The organism is Bradyrhizobium sp. OK095, assembly GCF_900109945.1.
GTDB lineage: Bacteria > Pseudomonadota > Alphaproteobacteria > Rhizobiales > Xanthobacteraceae > Bradyrhizobium.
In genome coordinates this window covers 304358-323858 of the sequence record NZ_FOBX01000003.1, presented here as the reverse complement: position 1 = coordinate 323858, position 19501 = coordinate 304358, and the positions used below count along the sequence as shown (strand labels likewise).

At 64.9% G+C, this 19501-nt stretch carries 16 protein-coding genes and 1 pseudogene; 6 read left to right on the top strand and 11 right to left on the bottom strand.

Annotation, left to right across the window (positions count from 1 at the left end; all coding sequences use genetic code 11):
• Position 1 precedes the first annotated feature (1 nt).
• Entirely contained in the window at positions 2 to 1807 is a 1806-nt protein-coding gene (locus BMW89_RS10425; protein WP_092025449.1) for an ABC-F family ATP-binding cassette domain-containing protein, read from the top strand.
• A 3-nt stretch (positions 1808 to 1810) separates the two neighbouring features.
• A complete protein-coding gene (locus BMW89_RS10420; protein ID WP_092025446.1) occupies positions 1811 to 2890 on the top strand; it encodes a D-TA family PLP-dependent enzyme in 1080 nt (359 codons plus the stop codon).
• Positions 2891 to 2928: 38 nt separating this feature from the next.
• Here BMW89_RS10420 and BMW89_RS10415 read toward each other — a convergent pair whose 3' ends face one another.
• The 8 genes and pseudogenes from BMW89_RS10415 to BMW89_RS10380 form a co-directional block, all read right to left on the bottom strand.
• Positions 2929 to 4146 (bottom strand): BaiN/RdsA family NAD(P)/FAD-dependent oxidoreductase, encoded by a 1218-nt coding sequence (locus tag BMW89_RS10415; protein WP_092026273.1) that lies wholly within the window; start codon positions 4144 to 4146, stop codon positions 2929 to 2931.
• A complete protein-coding gene (locus BMW89_RS10410; RefSeq protein WP_092025443.1) occupies positions 4143 to 5060 on the bottom strand; it encodes an SDR family NAD(P)-dependent oxidoreductase in 918 nt (305 codons plus the stop codon). The genes BMW89_RS10415 and BMW89_RS10410 overlap by 4 nt, the downstream gene beginning before the upstream one ends.
• Positions 5061 to 5290: 230 nt before the next feature.
• Positions 5291 to 5770: a MaoC family dehydratase gene (locus tag BMW89_RS10405; protein ID WP_092025440.1), complete on the bottom strand. Its 480-nt coding sequence runs from the start codon at positions 5768 to 5770 to the stop codon at positions 5291 to 5293.
• Positions 5771 to 7489 carry an AMP-binding protein gene (locus BMW89_RS10400; protein WP_092025438.1) on the bottom strand — a complete coding sequence of 573 codons (1719 nt, stop codon included), beginning with the start codon at positions 7487 to 7489 and terminating at the stop codon, positions 5771 to 5773. It lies immediately after the preceding gene.
• Positions 7489 to 8394 (bottom strand): annotated as a pseudogene (mmsB, locus tag BMW89_RS10395) (3-hydroxyisobutyrate dehydrogenase); the annotation flags it as partial. The pseudogene mmsB and the gene BMW89_RS10400, both read right to left, overlap by 1 nt.
• A 10-nt stretch (positions 8395 to 8404) precedes the next feature.
• Positions 8405 to 9472: an enoyl-CoA hydratase/isomerase family protein gene (locus tag BMW89_RS10390; RefSeq protein ID WP_092025433.1), complete on the bottom strand. Its 1068-nt coding sequence runs from the start codon at positions 9470 to 9472 to the stop codon at positions 8405 to 8407.
• Positions 9469 to 10614 (bottom strand): isobutyryl-CoA dehydrogenase, encoded by a 1146-nt coding sequence (locus tag BMW89_RS10385; RefSeq protein ID WP_092025430.1) that lies wholly within the window; start codon positions 10612 to 10614, stop codon positions 9469 to 9471. The genes BMW89_RS10390 and BMW89_RS10385 overlap by 4 nt, the downstream gene beginning before the upstream one ends.
• A 23-nt stretch (positions 10615 to 10637) precedes the next feature.
• Positions 10638 to 12134 carry a CoA-acylating methylmalonate-semialdehyde dehydrogenase gene (locus BMW89_RS10380; protein ID WP_092025427.1) on the bottom strand — a complete coding sequence of 499 codons (1497 nt, stop codon included), beginning with the start codon at positions 12132 to 12134 and terminating at the stop codon, positions 10638 to 10640.
• Between the two features lie 99 nt (positions 12135 to 12233).
• Between BMW89_RS10380 and BMW89_RS10375 the strand changes: the two genes are divergently transcribed.
• Complete coding sequence (locus BMW89_RS10375) at positions 12234 to 13142, top strand: LysR family transcriptional regulator (protein WP_092025424.1); 909 nt, start codon at positions 12234 to 12236, stop codon at positions 13140 to 13142.
• Between the two features lie 116 nt (positions 13143 to 13258).
• On the opposite strand, the gene BMW89_RS10370 is transcribed toward BMW89_RS10375, so the two are convergent.
• Positions 13259 to 13879: a TetR/AcrR family transcriptional regulator gene (locus BMW89_RS10370; RefSeq protein ID WP_092025421.1), complete on the bottom strand. Its 621-nt coding sequence runs from the start codon at positions 13877 to 13879 to the stop codon at positions 13259 to 13261.
• Positions 13880 to 13948: 69 nt separating this feature from the next.
• A complete protein-coding gene (locus tag BMW89_RS10365) occupies positions 13949 to 14479 on the bottom strand; it encodes a PaaI family thioesterase (RefSeq protein ID WP_177195956.1) in 531 nt (176 codons plus the stop codon).
• Positions 14480 to 14633: 154 nt separating this feature from the next.
• Here BMW89_RS10365 and BMW89_RS10360 point away from each other — a divergent pair, with 154 nt between their 5' ends.
• From BMW89_RS10360 to BMW89_RS10350, 3 genes are all read left to right on the top strand, one after another.
• Positions 14634 to 15404 (top strand): enoyl-CoA hydratase, encoded by a 771-nt coding sequence (locus tag BMW89_RS10360; RefSeq protein WP_092025415.1) that lies wholly within the window; start codon positions 14634 to 14636, stop codon positions 15402 to 15404.
• A 131-nt stretch (positions 15405 to 15535) separates the two neighbouring features.
• Positions 15536 to 16732 (top strand): acetyl-CoA C-acyltransferase, encoded by a 1197-nt coding sequence (locus BMW89_RS10355; RefSeq protein WP_092026269.1) that lies wholly within the window; start codon positions 15536 to 15538, stop codon positions 16730 to 16732.
• Between the two features lie 108 nt (positions 16733 to 16840).
• Positions 16841 to 18136 carry an MFS transporter gene (locus BMW89_RS10350; protein ID WP_092025412.1) on the top strand — a complete coding sequence of 432 codons (1296 nt, stop codon included), beginning with the start codon at positions 16841 to 16843 and terminating at the stop codon, positions 18134 to 18136.
• On the opposite strand, the gene BMW89_RS10345 is transcribed toward BMW89_RS10350, so the two are convergent.
• A complete protein-coding gene (locus tag BMW89_RS10345; protein WP_244547566.1) occupies positions 18133 to 19485 on the bottom strand; it encodes a carbohydrate porin in 1353 nt (450 codons plus the stop codon). The two genes, BMW89_RS10350 and BMW89_RS10345, sit on opposite strands and share 4 nt — an antisense overlap.
• Positions 19486 to 19501: the final 16 nt, after the last annotated feature.

Here is a 19501-nt window from a genome sequence, read left to right as displayed (position 1 = left end):
CATGGCGCCACCGCTGATTCAACTGCGCGATATCAAGCTGACATTTGGCGGCACGCCGCTGCTGGCGGGCGTCGAACTGTCGGTCTCGACCGGCGAGCGCGTCTGCCTGATCGGCCGCAACGGTTCGGGTAAATCGACGCTGCTCAAGATCGCTGCCGGCCTGGTCGAACCGGATGGCGGCAGCCGTTTCGTGCAGCCCGGCGCCACCATCCGCTATTTGCCGCAAGAGCCGGATTTTTCCGGTTTCTCCACCACGCTGGCCTATGTCGAGGCCGGCCTCAATGCCGGCGACGATCACTATCAGGCGCGCTATCTGGTCGAACAGCTCGGTCTCAGCGGCGAAGAAGATCCGGCGCATGTCTCCGGCGGCGAAGCCCGCCGCGCCGCGCTGGCACGCGTGCTGGCGCCCTCGCCCGACATCCTGCTGCTGGACGAGCCGACCAACCATCTGGATTTGACGACCATCGAATGGCTCGAAGGCGAACTGGAGAGCCGCCGCTGCGCGCTGGTGATCATCAGCCACGATCGGCGCTTCCTGTCCAACCTCTCGCGCAGCACCGCCTGGCTCGACCGCGGCCAGATCAAGCAGATCGACCGCGGCTTCAGCGCCTTTGAGGCCTGGCGCGACGAGGTGCTCGCGGAGGAAGAGCGCGACCAGCACAAGCTCGACCGCAAGATCGTCAACGAGGAGCACTGGTTGCGCTACGGCGTCTCGGGCCGCCGCAAGCGCAACGTCAAGCGGCTTGGCAATTTGCACGCGCTGCGCGACCAGCGCCGCACCCATCGCGGCGCGACCGGCAACGCCAACCTCGCGGCTGCCGAAGCCGACAAGTCCGGCAAGCTCGTCATTGAGGCCAAGAACATCAGCCGGTCCTATGGCGAGCGAAAGATCGTCGACGACTTCTCGATCCGCGTCCAGCGCGGCGATCGCATCGGCATCGTCGGCCCGAACGGCGCCGGCAAGACGACGCTGATCGAGATGCTGACCGGCGGCAGCGCACCGGACAGCGGCAGCCTGCGGCTCGGCGCCAACATCGAGATGGCGACGCTCGACCAGCACCGCGAAAGCCTCGATCCCAAAACGACGCTGGCTGAAGCGCTGACCGGCGGCCGCGGCGACCACGTCATGGTCGGCGGCAAGCCGAAGCATGTCGTCAGCTACATGAAGGACTTCCTGTTCGCCCAGGAACAAATGCGCACGCCGCTGGAGGTGCTGTCCGGAGGCGAGCGCGGCCGGCTGATGCTGGCACGTGCGCTGGCGAAACCCTCCAACCTCCTGGTGCTGGACGAGCCGACCAACGACCTCGACCTCGAGACCCTCGACGTCCTCGAGGAGATGCTCGGCGACTACGAGGGCACCGTGATTCTGATCAGCCATGATCGCGATTTTCTCGACCGCGTGGTGACGTCGGTGATCGTGCCCGAGGGCAATGGACGCTGGCTCGAATATGCCGGCGGTTACACCGACATGCTGGCCCAGCGTGGCGTCGACTTGAAGCGCGCCACGGCGAAGGTCGCCGAAGAGAAGAGAGAGCAGCGGTCAGTCGCGCCTTCTGGTGTCACCAAACGGCGGTTGACCTTCAACGAGCAACACGCGCTGGAGACGCTGCCCAAAGCCATCGCCAAGCTGCAAGCCGAGATCGCCAAGCAGCAGCGCTTCCTTGACGACCCCGATCTCTTCCGCAAGGATCGCAAGCGCTTCGATCAGGCCTCTGACGCCCTGACGAAGGCGCAAAAGGAGCTGGCCGAGGCCGAGGACAAATGGCTGGAGCTCGAAGTGCTCCGCGAAGAAATCGAACAGGCTTAACGCATGACAACAACACTCGCCGCCAAGATCGCACGTGAATACGGCACGCCCTGCGCCGTCATCGACATGGACAAGGTCGAGCGCAACATCGCGCGGATCCAGAAGGCCTGCGACGACGCCGGCGTCGCCAACCGCCCGCACATCAAGACGCACAAGAATCCGACCATCGCGAAGATGCAGGTCGCATCAGGTGCGAAAGGCATCACCTGCCAGAAGCTCGGCGAGGCCGAGATCATGGCCAATGCCGGCATCGACGACATCCTGATCAGCTACAATCTGCTCGGCGAAGAAAAGATGGCGCGGCTCGGCGCGCTGCAGGCGAAGGCCAACATGACGGTCGCCGCCGACAATTCGACGGTCGTTGCCGGCCTGCCCAAGGCCGCCGCGGCCTCGGGCCGTCCGCTCTCCGTCGTCGTCGAATGCGACACGGGGCGCAAGCGCGCAGGCGTCGAGACGCCCACTGAGGCGATCGCGCTGGCACGCGAGATCGCGGCATCCAAGGGGCTCGAGTTCGCCGGCTTCATGCTGTATCCGACCGAGACCGGCTGGGGCGATGCGCAGAAGTTTTACGACGAAGCGCTGGCCGGCGTGCGCGCGCACGGGCTCGATGCAAAAATCGTCTCGACCGGCGGCACGCCGAACCTCGTCAACATCGGCAAGCTCAAGGGCGGCACCGAGCACCGCTTCGGCACCTACATCTACAACGACCGCATGCAGGTCGCCGCCGGCTCCGCGACCTGGGACGATTGCGCGCTGCACATCTATTCGACCGTGGTGAGCCGCGCCGCGCCCGAGCGCGGCATTCTCGATGCCGGCTCGAAGACGCTGACCACGGACACCGGCGGGCTCGACGGCCACGGCCTGATCCTCGAGCATCCCGAAGCCAAAATCGCGCGCTTCGCCGAGGAGCACGGTTTTCTCGACCTCTCCCGCAGCAACACGCGCCCCAATGTCGGCGACGTCGTGCGGATCGTGCCGAACCATGTCTGCGTCGTCGTCAACATGATGGATGAGGTCGTGATGGTGCGTGGCGAGGAGATCATCGGCACGCTGCCGGTGGCGGCGCGGGGGAAGCTGCGGTAGGCGCGCTGTAGGATGGGTAGAGCGAAGCGAAACCCATCCTACAAATTGAGCCACCTCAATATACCCCTGCCCGCGGCGGCGCCGGTCGCGAACGATGCCTGGAGCAGATAGCCGCCGGTCGGCGCTTCCCAGTCCACCATCTCCCCGGCAGCAAAAGTGCCCGGCAATTTGCGCAGCATGAAGTGTTCGTCGAGTTCGTTGAAAGTCACCCCGCCCGCGGTCGAGATGGCGCGATCGATCGCGGCTACGCCGGTGAGCTGCACCGGAATGGCGTTGATTAGCTGTGCGAGATCGGCCGGCGAGAACGCTGCCAGCGGCCGGCCGGCCGCAATCGCCGCCTCCTGCATCAGGCCAATGCCGACCGGCGACAATTGCGCCGCCTTGCGCAGGAAGTTCGCCAGCGATTGCTTGCCGCGCGTGCCCGACAGGCGCGTGGTCAGCGCCGCGGCGTCGAGGTCGGGGCGCAACGCGATCATCAGCCGCGCCTGCCCGAGAGCCAGCACCGCCTCGCGCAGCTCCGCCGACAGCGCATAGATCGCGCCGCCCTCGATGCCACTGCGCGTGATCATCGCTTCGCCGCGCACCGTATGCGCGCCGACCGTCAATGCCACGCCCTTGAGCGGCTGCCCCTCGAAGCGATCACGGAACACTTCGGACCATGCGACCGTGAAGCCGGAATTGGCCGGCCGCAGCTTTGAGATGGCAATGCGCTTCGCGGCGAGGATATCGACCCACGCACCATCCGAGCCGAGCCGCGGCCAGCTTGCGCCGCCGAGCGCAAGCATGGTGGCGTCGGCAGCAGCAATGGAGGGACCGTTGGGCGTCTGAAACAGCAACCGTCCCTGCTCGTCCCATCCGGCCCAGCGATGCCGAAACGCGAATTGCACGCCGTTTGCATCGAGCCGCCGCAGCCAGGCGCGCAGCAATGGCGAGGCCTTGAACGCTTTGGGAAACACCCGCCCGCTGCTGCCGACGAAGGTCAGCTGCCCAAGCGCCGCGCTCCAGTCGCGCAATGCGTCGGGCGGAAACGCCTCGATCGCAGTGCGCAGATGCGGCATCGCTTCGCGGTAGCGGGCGAGGAAATCCGGCAGCGGCTCGCTGTGGGTGAGATTGAGGCCTCCACGGCCGGCCATCAGGAATTTGCGGCCCGCCGACGGCATCGCGTCGTAGATGGTGACGCGGGCACCGCCCTGCGTCAGCACCTCCGCCGCCATCAACCCGGCGGGACCGGCACCGATGACGGCGACGTCGGTCAGAGCTTGATCCCCGCCCGCGCCGCGGCCTGCGCCACGTATTTCTGCGTCTGCTCGAACGCGCCGGTCAGCGCCCTCGCCTTCGACATGTCGCTGATCTCGGCGAAATGCGCGGCGATCGCGTCCGGCGTCCATTCGGATTCCGGCAGGTTGATGCCTTCGCTCTCCAAAATCTTGATCACGGCAAACGATCCTGCACCGGCGCCCATGATGGTGCGGGTCGGCGCGTCCTCGCTGAGCATGTATTCGACCGCGGGTGTGATCGCGTTCGGCTTCATCAGCTGCAGCGCCTGCGGTGGCAGCAGCTCTTCGGTCATGCGGGTCGCCGCCGTCGGCGAGATGATATTGACGCGGATGTCCGTCTTGCGGCCTTCCTCGGCCAGCACGTTCATCAGGCCGACCATGCCGGACTTGGCCGCGCCGTAATTGGCCTGGCCGAAATTTCCGTACAGGCCGGAGGACGACGTCGTCAGCACGATGCGGCCGTAATTGCGGTCGCGCATGCCGGCCCAGGCCGCCTTGCAGCAATAGAAGGTGCCGACGAGGTGCACATCGAGCACCTTCTGGAAATCAGCCGCTTCCATCTTGCCGAACGATTTGTCGCGCAGGATGCCGGCATTGGCGCACATCAAATCGACGCTGCCCCACTCTTTGGTCGCGCGTTCGACCATCGCGGTGACCTGCTCGAAATTCGACACGTCGGCGCCGTCGGCCATCGCGGTTCCGCCGGCCTTGCGGATCTCCTCGACCACAGCTTCGGCCGGGGAGAGCGAGCCGCCGCTGCCGTCACGCGCGCCGCCGAAATCGTTGACGACGACTTTTGCGCCACGGCTGGCCAGTCCGAGCGCATGCGCCTTGCCGAGACCATTGCCCGCGCCGGTGACGATGGCGACGCGTCCGTCGAACCTGATTGCCATTGTGCTTCCTTTCTTCCTGCTCCCCTTGTGGGAGAAGGTGGCGCGAAGCGCCGGATGAGGGGGTCTCTCAGCAGATGAACGTGTGGAGAGAGACCCCTCACCCGGCTTCATCTCGCTGCGCTCGATTTCGCCACCCTCTCCCACAAGGGGAGAGGGTGCACCGAGCGCGAATTGGACAGCTTTTGAGCAGCGATGGGTTGCCGGGTCAAGCCCGGCAGCGACGCCTCAAGTCAGGCGAAATAGATCAGCCCCAGCCAGTCCGCGACCAGCGCCGGCTTGTCCTCACCTTCGATCTCCACCGTCACATTGGTACGCGACAGCAATTCGTTGGGCTTGCGGAGCTTGGCTTCAGCGAGCACGAACCGCCCGCGGACGCGCTTGCCCGAGCGTACAGGCGAGATGAAGCGCAGCTTGTCGAATCCGTAATTGACGCCCATCGTGGTGCCCGCGATGACTGGCATCACCTCGTAGGACATGATCGACAGCAGCGACATCGTCAGGAATCCGTGCGCGATGGTGGTGCCGAAGGCAGTCTCATTCTTCGCGCGTTCCGGATCGACGTGGATGAACTGATGATCCTCGATCACATCGGCATAGGTGTCGATGCGCGGCTGATCAATCAGGTGCCACGACGATACGCCGATCTCCTTGCCGACCATGGCCTGATAGGCGTCCAAGGGAATCGGCGGCTTCTTCCAGACTTCGTTCACTTAGGTCTCACTCCGTGTTTTCGACAGCTCCGGAAAATCCTCCTCGCGGAATTCCCGGCCGCGCAGCGGATCATTGCGGTCATCGTCGCGCTCCAGCCTGCGTAGCTGCACGCGGCGGATTTTGCCAGAGATCGTCTTCGGCAGCTCGGTGACGATTTCGAGCCGGCGGATGCGCTTGAACGGTGCAAGGCGCGTGTGCAGATGTTTGAAGATGGAGAGCGCCGTCTCCGGCGAGCGCTCCGCGCCCGAAATCAGCAGCACGAAGGCCTTGGGGATCGCAAGCCGGATAGGATCGGGGCTCGGCACCACCGCGGCCTCCGCCACCAGTTCATGTTCGAGCAGCACGCTCTCCAGCTCGAACGGGCTGATGCGATAGTCCGATGATTTGAAGACGTCGTCGGAGCGGCCGACGAAGGTGAGATAGCCGTCCTCGTCTTCGAACACCACGTCGCCGCTGCGATAAAGCGCGCCTTCGGCGCCTGACAATTGGCCGTCATCGCCCTGATAACCCTGCATCAGGCCGGCGGGTCGGTCATCGCCCAGCACCAGCGTCACCTCGCCTTCCCTTGCCGGATTGCCATCGACATCGCTGATTTGCACGCGATAACCCGGCAGCGGCCGGCCCATCGAGCCGACCTTGATATTTTGCCCCGGCGAGTTGCCGGCAAGCGCCGTCGTCTCGGTCTGACCGTAGCCGTCGCGAATGGTGAGGCCCCAGGCGGCCTTCACCTGGTCGATCACTTCAGGATTGAGCGGCTCGCCGGCGCCGCAGACCTCGCGCAAGGCTACTTTGAACGACGCAAGGTTCTCCTGAATGAACAGCCGCCACACCGTCGGCGGCGCGCACAGCGTGGTGACGCCGCAGCGGCCGATGGTGGCGAGCAGAGCTTTGGCATCGAAGCGCGGCTGGTTGACCACGAACACGGTGGCACCCGCATTCCACGGCGCGAAGAAGCAACTCCAGGCGTGCTTGGCCCAGCCGGGCGAGGAAATGTTGAGATGGACGTCGCCGGGTTTTAGCCCGATCCAGTACATGGTGGAGAGATGGCCGACGGGATAGCTGCGCTGGCTGTGCCGCACGAGTTTTGGTTTTGCCGTGGTGCCCGAAGTGAAATAGAGCAGCATCGGGTCGTCCGCGTTGGTTGGACCGTCGGCCGCAAAACTCTCGGGCGCTTTCGCCGCCCCGTCATAGGCGAGCCAGCCGTCGGAGGCCGCACCAACCACGATGCGGACGACATTCTCCGCGCCAAGGCTCGCGAACTTCGCGACCTGATCCTGCGCAGCCACCACCGCCTTCGCCTTGCCGCGATCGAGTCGGTCGCGCAACTCATCCGCGGTAAGCAGCGTGGTCGCCGGGATCACGACGACGCCGAGCTTCATCGCAGCCAGCATCGTCTCCCACAGCGGAACCACATTGCCGAGCAGCAGCAGAAGATGATCGCCGCGCTTGAGGCCCTGCGCGCGGAGGAAGTTTGCGACCTGATTGGAGCGCTTCGAGAGCGCCGCGAAGGACAATCTGGTTTGCTTGTCCTGCGCGGCATCGACAATCCAGAGCGCGGGCAGATCTCTGCTGCCCGCATTCGTCGCCAGCTCGGCGTCGAACCAGTCGAGCGCCCAGTTGAAGGGAACCGGATCGGGCCAGCGGAAGTCTTTGACCGCCGTCTCGTAATCCGTGCGGTTCTGCAGCAGAAACGCGCGCGCTTCCTGAAATGTCGTCATTAAGCTTTCCCGGCCAGCCCCCTAACGTGCTTGATAATTCCGGAAAAATCCACCCCGCCCTGTCCGGCCTTGTCGAAGGCCTGGTAAATCTCCTGCGCATGCTGGCCGAGCGGCGTCGCCGCGCCGGCGGCCTTCGCGGCGTCCTGCGCCAGCGTCAGATCCTTCACCATCAGCGCCGAGGCAAAGCCCGGCTTGTAGTCGTTGTTGGCGGGCGATGTCGGCACCGGGCCCGGAACCGGGCAATAGGTCGTCAGCGACCAGCACTGGCCCGACGAGGTCGAGGCGACGTCGAACAGCGCCTGGTGCGAGAGCCCGAGCTTCTCGGCCAACGCAAACGCCTCGCTCACCGCGATCATGGAAATGCCGAGGATCATGTTGTTGCAGATTTTTGCCGCCTGCCCCGCGCCGGCGCCGCCGCAATGCACGATCTTCTTGCCCATCTTCTCCAGCACCGGCTTTGCCGCCGCGAATGCGTTCTCCTCGCCGCCGCACATGAAGGTGAGCGTCGCGCCCTTGGCGCCGCCCGTGCCGCCGGAGACCGGCGCGTCGACCGAGAGCACGCCGCTCTTGGCCGCGAGCGCATGCGCAGCCCGCGCGCTCTCGACGTCGATGGTGGAGCTATCGATGATCAGTGCGCCCTTGGCCATGGCGGGAACGACCTCGTTCCAGACGCCAAGCACGTGCTTGCCTGCGGGGAGCATGGTGACGACGACATCGGCACCCTTCACCGCGCCTGCCGCGCTGTCGGCGATGCCGGCACCTTCGGCCTTGGCTTGCGCGCGCGAGGCCTCGGCGAGATCGAACGCGACGACCTTGTGGCCGGCCTTGACCAGATTGGCGGCCATCGGGCCGCCCATGTTGCCGAGACCGATGAATGCGATCGTGGCCATCTTCGTTTCCTCCGCTTTGACGTTGTTAGTTGAACTTCAGCTCGTCGGCGCCGATCTCGGCGAGATACGGCGCGAGCATCGCAGGCGTGACGTCCTCGATCCGCGGTGGCGAAAAAGTCGGATTGCGGTCCTTATCGATCACGGCGGCGCGCACACCCTCGCGGAAATCGTCGCTGCGAAAAACCTCCAGTGCCGCGCGATATTCGCGCACCAAGCACTCTTCCAGGCTCGACGCGGTGCGCGCGAGCCGCAGCAGTTTCAGCGTCACCACCATGCCGCGCGGCGATTTTTCGTTCAGGGTCTTCAGCGTCGCGAGTGCGAACTCCGAGCCGTCGCGCTTCAACGCAGCGAAGATGTCTTCCATGCGATCGAAGCCGAACAGCGCGTCGATCATTGGCTCTTTCTCGGCCACTGGACCCGCAGCATCGCCGGTCGCAAAGCTATTGATGAGCTTGCTGACGTCGGCCGCAGTTGCACCCGAGCGAACCTTGGTCAGCGCCTCGCGCAGCTCCGGCCATTTCGCCGCCGGCACCACGGCGTCGGCGAATTTCGCGTGGATTGCGTCAGGGCCATTCATGGTCTGGCCGGTCAAACCAAAGTAGGTGCCGATCTCGCCGGGCGAGCGCGACAGCAGCCAGGTGCCGCCGACATCCGGGAAGAAGCCGAGCCCGACTTCGGGCATCGCAAGCTTGGTACGATCGGTGACGATTCGATGGCTGGCATGGCCTGATAGCCCAACGCCGCCACCCATCACGAGGCCGTCCATGAATGCGACATACGGCTTCGGATATCTCGCGATCCGCGCATTCATGATGTATTCCTGGCGCCAGAACCGCGCACCGAGATCGCCGCCCTCGCGCGAGCTCTCCCAGAGGCCGCGAATGTCGCCGCCCGCACAGAGCCCGCGCTCGCCCGCGCCCTCCAGCACGATGACGGCGACTTCAGGATCAGTCTCGAACCGGTCGAGCGCGGCGTCGATGCCGATCGACATCTCCAGCGTCATGGCGTTGAGCGCCTTGGGCCGGTTGAGGCGGATCACGCCCGCCGCGCCTTCGCGGCGAACGATGAGGTCGCCCTCTTCCACTCCACTCATCGTGCGCCCTCGATCAATTTGCGCGCCACGATCAGCCGCATGATTTCGTTGGTGCCTTCGAGGATCTGGTGCACGCGCAGATCGCGCACGATCTTCTCGATGCCGTATTCGCTGAGATAGCCGTAGCCGCCGTGGAGCTGGAGCGCGTGGTTGGCGACCTCGAAGCCGACATCGGTGCCGAAGCGTTTGGCCATCGCACACAACATGGTGGCGTCAGGGTCCTTGCGGTCCAGCGCCGCCGCTGCGCGCCACAAAAAGGTGCGCGCGGCCTCGAGCTCGATCGCCATGTCGGCGAGCTTGAATTGCAGCGCCTGGAATTCGTCGAGGCGCTTTCCAAAGGCCTTGCGCTCCTTCATGTAGGCGCGCGCCTTGTCGAGTGCAGTTTGGGCGCCGCCGACAGAACAGGCCGTGATATTGAGGCGGCCGCCGTCGAGGCCGGCCATCGCGATCTTGAAGCCTACTCCTTCTTCGCTCAGCCGATTGGCGACGGGCACGCGGGCGTTCTCGAAGATCACGGCGCGGGTCGGCTGCGCGTTCCAACCCATCTTGCGTTCGTTGGCGCCGAACGACACGCCCGGCGTCTTGCCGTCGATGACCAGGGTCGAGATGCCGCCGGGGCCATCGCCGCCGGTCCGGACCATCACGACCAGCAGATCAGTGCCGCCAGCGCCGGAGATGAACTGCTTCTGGCCGTTGAGAACGTAATGGTCGCCATCGCGCACGGCGCGGGTGCGCAGCGCTGCCGCATCGGAGCCGGCGCCCGGCTCGGTCAGGCAATAGCTCGCGATCAGCTCCATGGTGCAGAGCTTTGGCAACCATTTGTGGCGCTGGATGTCGTTGCCATAGGCATCGATCATCCAGCTCGCCATGTTGTGGATCGAGATGAAGGCCGCGGTGGTCGGACAGCCCGTCGCCAGCGCTTCAAAGATCAGCGCCGCGTCGAACCGCGTCAGGGCGGAGCCGCCGACATCCTCGCGGATGTAGATGCCGCCCATGCCGAGCGTCGCAGCTTCACGCATCACATCGACGGGGAAATGCTTCTCCTCGTCCCAGCGCAGGGCGTGCGGCGCGATCTTCTCGGCCGCAAACGCCAACGCCATGTCGCGAACCGCGATCTGATCCTCGTTCAGAGCGAACTGCATTGTGCCCTCGCTCTAATAGAGCCCTACTTCATCAGCGGGATCGAGAACTCCGCACCTTCCTTGACGCCGGACGGCCAGCGCGAGGTCACCGTCTTGGTCTTGGTGTAGAAGCGGACCGAGTCCGGACCGTGCTGATTGAGATCGCCGAAGCCGGACTTCTTCCAGCCGCCGAAGGTGTAATAGGCAATCGGCACCGGGATCGGCACGTTGATACCGACCATGCCGACATTGACCTTGGCCGCGAAGTCGCGCGCGGCATCACCGTCGCGGGTGAAGATGGCAACGCCGTTGCCGTAATCATGCTCGGACGGCAGGGCGAGTGCTTCCTTGTAATCGTGCGCGCGCACGACCGAGAGCACGGGGCCAAAGATCTCTTCCTTGTAGATCCGCATGTCCTTGGTGACATTGTCGAACAGCGAACCACCGAGATAGAAGCCGTTCTCGTAGCCCTGCATCTTGAAGCCGCGGCCGTCCACGGCGAGCGTCGCGCCTTCCTTGATGCCGATATCGATGTAGCCCTTGACCTTCTCGACCGCCTCACGCGTCACCAGCGGACCGTAATCGGCCGACGGATCGATCGAGGTGCCGATCTTGAGCGACTCGACGCGCGGGATCAGCTTTTCCATCAGGCGATCGGCAGTGGACTTGCCGACGGGGACCGCGACCGAAACGGCCATGCAGCGCTCGCCAGCCGAGCCATAGCCCGCACCGATCAGCGCGTCGACGGCCTGGTCCATGTCGGCATCCGGCATGATGATGGCGTGGTTCTTGGCGCCGCCAAAGCACTGGCAGCGCTTGCCGGTCTGGGCTGCGCGCTCATAGATGTACTGCGCGATCGGCGTCGAGCCGACGAAGCCGACGGCCTTGATGTCGGGATCGTCGAGGATGGCGTCGACCGCTTCCTTGTCACCATTGACGACGTTGAGGATGCCGGCCGGCAGGCCTGCCTCGATCATGAGCTCGGCGAGCATCATCGGCACGCCGGGATCACGCTCTGACGGCTTGAGGATGAAGGCGTTGCCGCAGGCAATAGCTGGCGCGAACTTCCACATCGGGATCATCGCCGGGAAGTTGAACGGAGTGATGCCGGCAACGACGCCGAGCGCCTGGCGCATGGAATAGATATCGATGCCGGGGCCGGCACCTTCGGTGTACTCGCCCTTCATCAGATGCGGGATGCCGCAGGCGAATTCCGCGACCTCGAGGCCGCGCTGGATGTCGCCCTTGGCGTCGGGCACGGTCTTGCCGTGCTCGCGGGCCAGCATCTCGGCGAGCTTGTCGTAGTCGCGCTGCACCAGTTCGACGAATTTCATCATCACGCGGGCACGGCGCTGCGGGTTGGTCGCGGCCCATTCGGGCTGCGCGGCGCGGGCGTTCTCGACGGCGGCGCGAACCTCGGCCTTGGACGCCAGCGCCACCTTGGCCTGGACGTCACCCGTCATCGGCTCGAAAACGTCGGCCGTCCGGCCCGAGGTGCCCTTGACCTCCTTGCCACCGATGAAATGTCCGACTGCGCGCATGGAAAACTCCTTAGGTCCCGGCTGATCGCTTTGACAAATCCTATCGACCTGCATTTTATAGGATTCAAGTCTGAGATAATGCACCATAGATGTGCGTAAATGCTGGATCAAGGCGCTATCGACTGGGACGACTTTCGCTTCGTGCTGGCCATCGTAAGGGGCGGCTCGGTTTCGGCTGCGGCAAAACAGCTAGGCGTGGACCACGCGACCGTAATCCGCCGCGTCGACCGGCTGGAAAAGCACCTTTCCGCGAAGCTGTTTGACCGGCGCAAGACCGGCTATCTCCTCACCGAGGCCGGCCAGCGCGTCGCCGACAGCGCGGAAGCGATGGAATCGACCATCGTCGCCAACCAGGAACAGGTCGGTGGCTCGGTAGCCCGGCTGACCGGCACGGTGCGGATCGGCGCCCCCGACGGGTTCGGCACCGCCTTCCTGGCGCCGCGGCTTGCACCCTTCGTCGATCGCTATCCCGACCTCGATTTGCAACTTGTAGCGACTGCACGGCTGTTCAGTCTCTCCAAGCGCGAGGCCGACATCGCGATCAGCCTGACCATGCCGAAGGAAGGCCGCATCGTCGGCCGTAAGCTGCTCGACTACCGCCTCGGGCTCTATGCCGCGCCCTCCTATCTCGACCGCTTTCCGAAAATCACCTCGCGCGAGGCGCTGCCGCAGCACCGCTTCGTCGGCTACATCGAGGAACTGCTGTTCACGCCGGAGCTCGACTATCTGCCGCAGGTGTCGCCGCGGATTTCCGCGCGCCTGCGCAGCGCCAATCTGATCGCGCAGCTCAACGCCACGCTGTCAGGCTTCGGCATCGCGGTGCTGCCGCATTTCATGGCAAGCGACTATCCGCAGCTTGTGGCGGTGCTGCCCGAGGAGATCTCGATCACGCGCACGTTCTGGATGCTGATGCACGCCGATAGCAAGGATCTCGCGCGGATCAGGGCGGTGGCGGATTACATCGGCGAGATCGTAGAGCGCGATCGGGCGCTGTTTGCGGGGCGGTAAAGTCGAAGGATTCGTAGGGTGGGCAAAGCGAAGCGTGCCCACCACTTCTGCTGCGATCACGGAGAGGTGGTGGGCACGGCGCTGACGCGCCTTTGCCCACCCTAAGGCGTCTCGGCCTAATTCTGCTTCGTTTTCTTCGCCGCCGTCACCTTCGGCTCACGCTTCACTCCATCGAGCGCAGAGTCCTTGCCCGCCTTCAGCACCTCGTCCGACAACTCGCTCGAGCCCGCAATGCGCGCCAGCAGCATGGTGCCGGCCATGGTCGCCAGCGTCGCGATCGCCTGTTTTCGCGCGGCCTTGCGCGGAACGTTCAGGATATAGTCGGTCATCATCTCGACCATCTCGTCGAGCTTGCCGGCAAACGCCTTTCGCGTCTTCGGGCTCTCGCGGGCGATCTCCGCACCCAGCGCAGGGATCGAGCAGCCGTGACCGGGATTGTCGCGATGCAACGCAGAGAGATAGGTCTCGACCATCTGGGTGAGCTGCTTCTCGGGTGCGACCTGATGGGACTGCTTGCGCCAGTTTTCCATCGCGCGGTCCATGGCATAGCCAAAGGCCTCGATCACCAGCGCCTCGCGGGAATCGAAATGCGCATAGAAACCGCCATGGGTCAGGCCTGCCTCCTTCATGAGGTCGGCGACACCGATGCCGTGGGCGCCCTTTTCGCGCAGCCGCACCGAGGCTTTCTTCACGATGCGATCGTGGGTTTCCTGCTTGTGTTCCCGAGAATAGCGCATGCGGATCTCATTGAATGTCAGAGATCATCTCATAACACAGAAATGGACCGGTCGGTGCATTAATTCATGTTAAGTTGTTGCGCCGATCATCGAAAAGGTTGCAGTTGCATGGACTGCGAGCGCGCCCTTGCCGTCACGCACAAAACCCTCGGCGTAGCTGGTTTGGCGTCCCAGCTTGATCACTTTACCTTCGGCCGAGATCACCCCGGAACGGACCGATAGCGGGCGCAGGAACGTCATTTTCAAATCGAGCGTGACGGACGACCGCCCAGCCTCCAGCCGCGTCGAAATCGCGCAGCCCATGGCGGTGTCGATCAGCGCCGCAGCCGTCGCTCCATGCAGGAGGCCGATGGTATTTTCGAGATCCTCGCGCGGCTCCAGCTCCATCACGATCCGGCCCGGCTCGACCACCGCCATGGTGAAGCCAATCAGCTTTGCGAAGGGCGGCGGCGGCAGGCGCCCATCGCGGATGCCGAGCATGGCGTCCATGCCCGATAGCCCCATCGCGACTTTCGCGACCGGCGCCGGCACCTGCCAGTCCACTACGCGCTCGCGGCGCTGCGCTGGTGAAAACAGGTCGAGTTGAGCGATATCGGCCACGAGGCGCCTCATTGTATGATTTACGTCATACTATGCCACGGACTTCGCGCTGGCAACTCCGGCCCCACTCGCTTGACAAGCGGGACGTTTAGGCCCGGAAGTGATCCGCGACCGGTGCACCTCGCGCCTGTCCACAAAACCTCCGAGATCCCCGATGGAAATGCTCAACAACCACTGCGGCGTGACGCGCGATGCGCGCGGCGTCGTTCATGTCGCGATCTGCAACGCCGGCTCGCTGAATATTCTGGGCTCGCCTGTCACCGACGCGGTGCGCGAAGGCTTGCAGCAGCTCTCTTCCGACCGCAGCATCCGCGTCGTGGTGCTGCGCGGTGAGAGCGAGAAAAGCATGATCGGCGGCGCCGACATCAAGGAGATGGCAAAACTCGACCAGACGTCGGCTGAAGCCTTCATCAGCCGCCTGCGCGATCTCTGCGAAGCCGTGCGCCAATTTCCGGCCCCGGTGATCGCGCGCATGCCCGGCTGGTGCCTCGGCGGCGGCCTCGAGGTTGCGGCCGCCTGCGATTTCCGGATCGCCGCGCATGATGCGCATTTCGGCATGCCCGAGGTGCGCGTCGGCATTCCCTCGGTGATCCACGCAGCTCTGCTGCCGCGCCTGATCGGCTGGGCCCACGCGCGCTGGCTGGTGATGACGGCTGAGAACATCGACGCGGCTACGGCGCTGGCCTGGGGCCTGGTGGACAAGGTCGCCGCGCCAGGTGGGCTCGATGCCGAGGTCGAGCACCTCGTCAACGCGCTGCTCGAATGCGGCCCTGAGGCACTGCGGTCGCAGAAGGCGCTGCTACGGCAATGGGAAGAGTTGCCGTTGACGGAATCGGTCAATCTGAGTGTGAAGGTGTTCGGCGAGTCGTTTTTGACGGATGAGCCGACGCGGCTGATGCAGGCGTTTGTGAACAGGAAGCGGTAGGCCCGCTCCCCCGATCGAACGACCAAATCTCACCCGATCCACGACAATTTCTCATGCCGGCCGCGGTTGCATTTTTCGCACCGCATCATATGATGATCATAATCTTACCCGTCATCGCAGGGAATTTTGTCATGGCCGAAATCGCCGATCCCGTCGTCATCGTCTCCGCCGCCCGCACCCCGCTCGGCCGCTTCATGGGCGAATTGTCGCCGCTCGCCGCGCACAAGCTCGGCTCGCACGTGATCGGCGCGGCGCTGGAACGCGCCAAGCTCGCGCCGGAGAAAGTGGACGAGGTCTTCATGGGTTGCGTGCTGCCGGCAGGCCAGGGCCAGGCGCCGGCGCGCCAGGCGGCGCGCGCGGCCGGTCTCCCCGATGCCACCGGCGCGACCACGGTCAACAAGGTCTGCGGCTCCGGCATGAAGGCGACCATGCTGGCGCACGACATCATCCGTGCGGGCTCGGCCGAGATCGTCGTCTCCGGCGGCATGGAGAGCATGAGCAACGCGCCGTATCTTTTGGCGAAGGCGCGCGGCGGCTACCGCGTCGGCCATGACCGCATTATCGACCACATGATGATGGACGGGCTGGAGGACGCCTACGAGACCGGCCGCTCCATGGGCGATTTCGGTGAAGCGACCGCGGAAGCCTATCAGTTCACCCGCAAGGACCAGGACGCCTATGCGATGGAGACGCTGAGCCGCGCGCGCAAGGCGGTCGAGGGCGGCGCGTTCAAAGCCGAGATCGTGCCGATCACTCTGGCCGAGAAGGCCGGGCCGCGCATCGTCGCCAATGACGAGCATCCGCTGAAGGTCGATCCCGCCAAGATCCCTGGACTGAAGCCGGCCTTCCGCGCCAACGGCACCATCACGCCGGCCGCCTCCTCCGCCAATGCCGACGGCGCCGCCGCGCTGGTGCTGACCAAGCGCTCGCTCGCCGATCGCAACGGCCTGCCTGCGATTGCCGTGATCAAGGGCCACGCCACCCACAGCCAGGAACCGCAATGGTTCACCACCGCGCCGATCCCCGCGATCCGCAAGCTCTTGGACAAGGTCGGCTGGAGCGCCGGCGATGTCGACCTGTTCGAGATCAACGAAGCGTTTGCAGTCGTCGCGATGGCGGCACAGCGTGATCTCGGCATTCCCCGCGACAAGCTCAACATCAACGGCGGCGCCTGCGCGCTCGGCCATCCCATCGGCGCGACCGGTGCGAGGCTGATCGTGACGCTGCTGCACGCGCTCGAGGCCAACAATCTCAAGCGCGGCGTCGCGGCGCTCTGCATCGGCGGCGGTGAGGCCACGGCAATCGCCGTGGAACGCCTCGCGCGCTGAGAACGTCCGTAAATGAGGGAAGTCTGTCATTTCAGACTTCCCGCTTCCATGCCAGACTGCAACAATGACGCGGGTCTCCCAAAACCCGCCAAGCGTGATTGAGGGGCAATGATCTCGAACTGGCTCGCGGCAGCGCTCGGCCGCCGCAATATCCATTACGGCTGGGTGATGGTCGGCGTAACCTTCCTGGCCGCGTTGATCAGCGCCGGCACGGTCGGCGCGCCCGGCGTGTTCATCATTCCGCTTCAGAAGGAGTTCGGCTGGAGCACGGCGGAGATTTCGTCGGCGCTCTCGATCCGCTTCATCCTGTTCGGACTGATGGCACCGTTCGCGGCCGCCCTGCTCAACCGCTACGGCCTGCGCAACGTGACGCTGTTAGCCCAGCTCATCGTCGTCTCGGCGCTGATCGCCTCGCTCGGCATGACCCAGGTCTGGCAACTCGTGGCGCTGTGGGGCGTGGTGATCGGTATCGGCACCGGCATGACTGCGCTCGTGCTCGGCGCCACCATCGCGACGCGCTGGTTCGCGGCGCGCCGCGGCCTCGTCATCGGCGTCCTGACCGCGAGCGTCGCCACCGGCCAGCTCGTGTTCCTGCCGCTGCTCGCAAGCATGACCGAGCGTTACGGCTGGCGGCTTGCGCTCGGCTTCGTCTGCATCGCGCTCTGCGTTTCCGCCCTCGCGGTGCTGCTGGTGATGCGCGACCGGCCGAGCGATGTGGGCTTACGCCCCTTCGGCGACGAAGGCACCGAGCCCCTGCCCGCCCCGCCGGTCAACCACAGCTCGATCACGGCCGTTGCACTGGGCACGCTGCGCGACGCCTCGAAGTCGCGCGCGTTCTGGATCCTGTTTGCGACCTTCTTCGTCTGCGGCGCCTCGACCAACGGCCTCGTGCAGGTGCATCTGATTCCGATGTGCCTCGATTTCGGCATCCCGCAGGTGCAGGCCGCAAGCCTGCTCGCGGCGATGGGCATCTTCGACTTCTTCGGCACGATCATGTCGGGCTGGCTGTCGGACCGCTACGACAACCGTTACCTCCTGTTCTGGTACTACGGCCTGCGCGGGCTCTCGCTGATCTTCCTGCCCTTCAGCGATTTCTCGTTCTACGGGCTCTCGATCTTCGCGATGTTCTACGGGCTCGACTGGATCGCGACGGTGCCGCCGACGGTGCGCCTCACCGCGCAGAAATTCGGCCCCGAGCGCGCCAATCTGGTGTTCGGCTGGATTTTTGCCGGCCATCAGCTCGGCGCAGGCACCGCGGCGTTCGGCGCGGGCCTGTCGCGGACGCTGTTGCAGAGCTACTTGCCCGCCTTCTTCATCGCCGGCGCGCTCTGCGTGTTCGCCTCGCTGATCGTGCTGGCGCTGTCGCGGCAACCAAAGACCGAGCCGAAGCCAGCGATGGCTTAGTACCTGAGCGTGGTGGTGACGCCGAACACCGCGGCGTCACCGATCCGCGAGAGACCAGTGGGGTCGTTCGGATTCGGGGTGCCGCCCGAGGGGCGGAACACGTACTGGAAATACGGCGCGATCAGCCAGCCCGGCTTGATATGCGCCTCGTAGATCATCTCGATCAGGGTCTCGTTGCTGCGCACCGGGCTCTGCACACCGGTGAAGGCCTGCGTGTCGATATCGAGATTGCGCGCGGTGTTCGAAATCCGCATATAGGCCGCCGCCACGCCGAAGCGATCGAGCGGTCGGCCAGGGACGAAGCCGACCAAGCCGATGCCGCCGTCGAGATAAAGGTCGATCAGATTGCGGTCCGGCGGGCTGTAGGCGATGCGGCCGAACGCGGTGATACCCGGGATCGAGGCCGACGTGGTGTTGTCGTTGACCTCCGGCGGGCGATACAGCACCTGCTCGATCACGGCGAAGATGCCGTAATTGCCGCGAAGCCTTGCGGGAATGCCGCTTCCGTCGGGATCGGCGATCGACTGGCCTTGCACCGTAAAGCGCTGGCTGTCGAACGAACCGTAGTGCTTCCAGGCACCGGGCGTGAAATTGCCGGCGAGCGGGCGACCGCCGATATCGATGTCGTAATCGAACCTGATCTGCCCGATCACCCACGGCGGATCGTTGACGCGAAACGCGAGGCCATGATGGTCGCGCAATTGCGGATCGGCATCGCCCGGCCCTGACGGATCGCCGTTGAAGACAGCGCCGAAGACGGTGATCCTGTCGGTCAGCGCCGCCTTGACGCGAAGGCCGGGCACTGCAATCGGCGGCGCCGGGCCGCCGGCCGGAAGATTGGAAGCCTTGATCGCGGGCCAGCCGAAGGTGCCGTTGATGAAGAGGTCGTCGGTCTGGCTGTCGAAGAACTCGACATCGGCGGCCTGCTGACCAGCCCTGATGTTCAGCCTTCCGTCGAAGAAGCTCTGCTCGAAATAGGCGTTGTAGAGCCGCTGGTCCGGCAGCGCCTCGATCTCGCTGATGGTGGCGAGGTTTTGCACGTAGTTGCGGGAGAGCCCGCGACCGTAGATCACGAAGGCATTGGCGTAGAAGCGGCCGCCGGTCCAGCCGACGAGCTTGTCGAGATCGGCGTCGACAGAGAGATCGAGCCGGCCGAAATGGATGGCACCGCGTGCGACCCCGCCCGACACATTGCCGATATTGTCCGCGATATAGGTGGCGCCGAAATTCAGGCCCTTGTTGGCGAGACCGTCATGCCACTCGTTGAACCATTTCGGGGCCAGCCAGTCGGCCGCGCTCTCGTCCTTGGCGCCGGCGAACGCGCTGGTGCTCGCGGCCGTACAGACCAACGCAATCGCGGCCGCG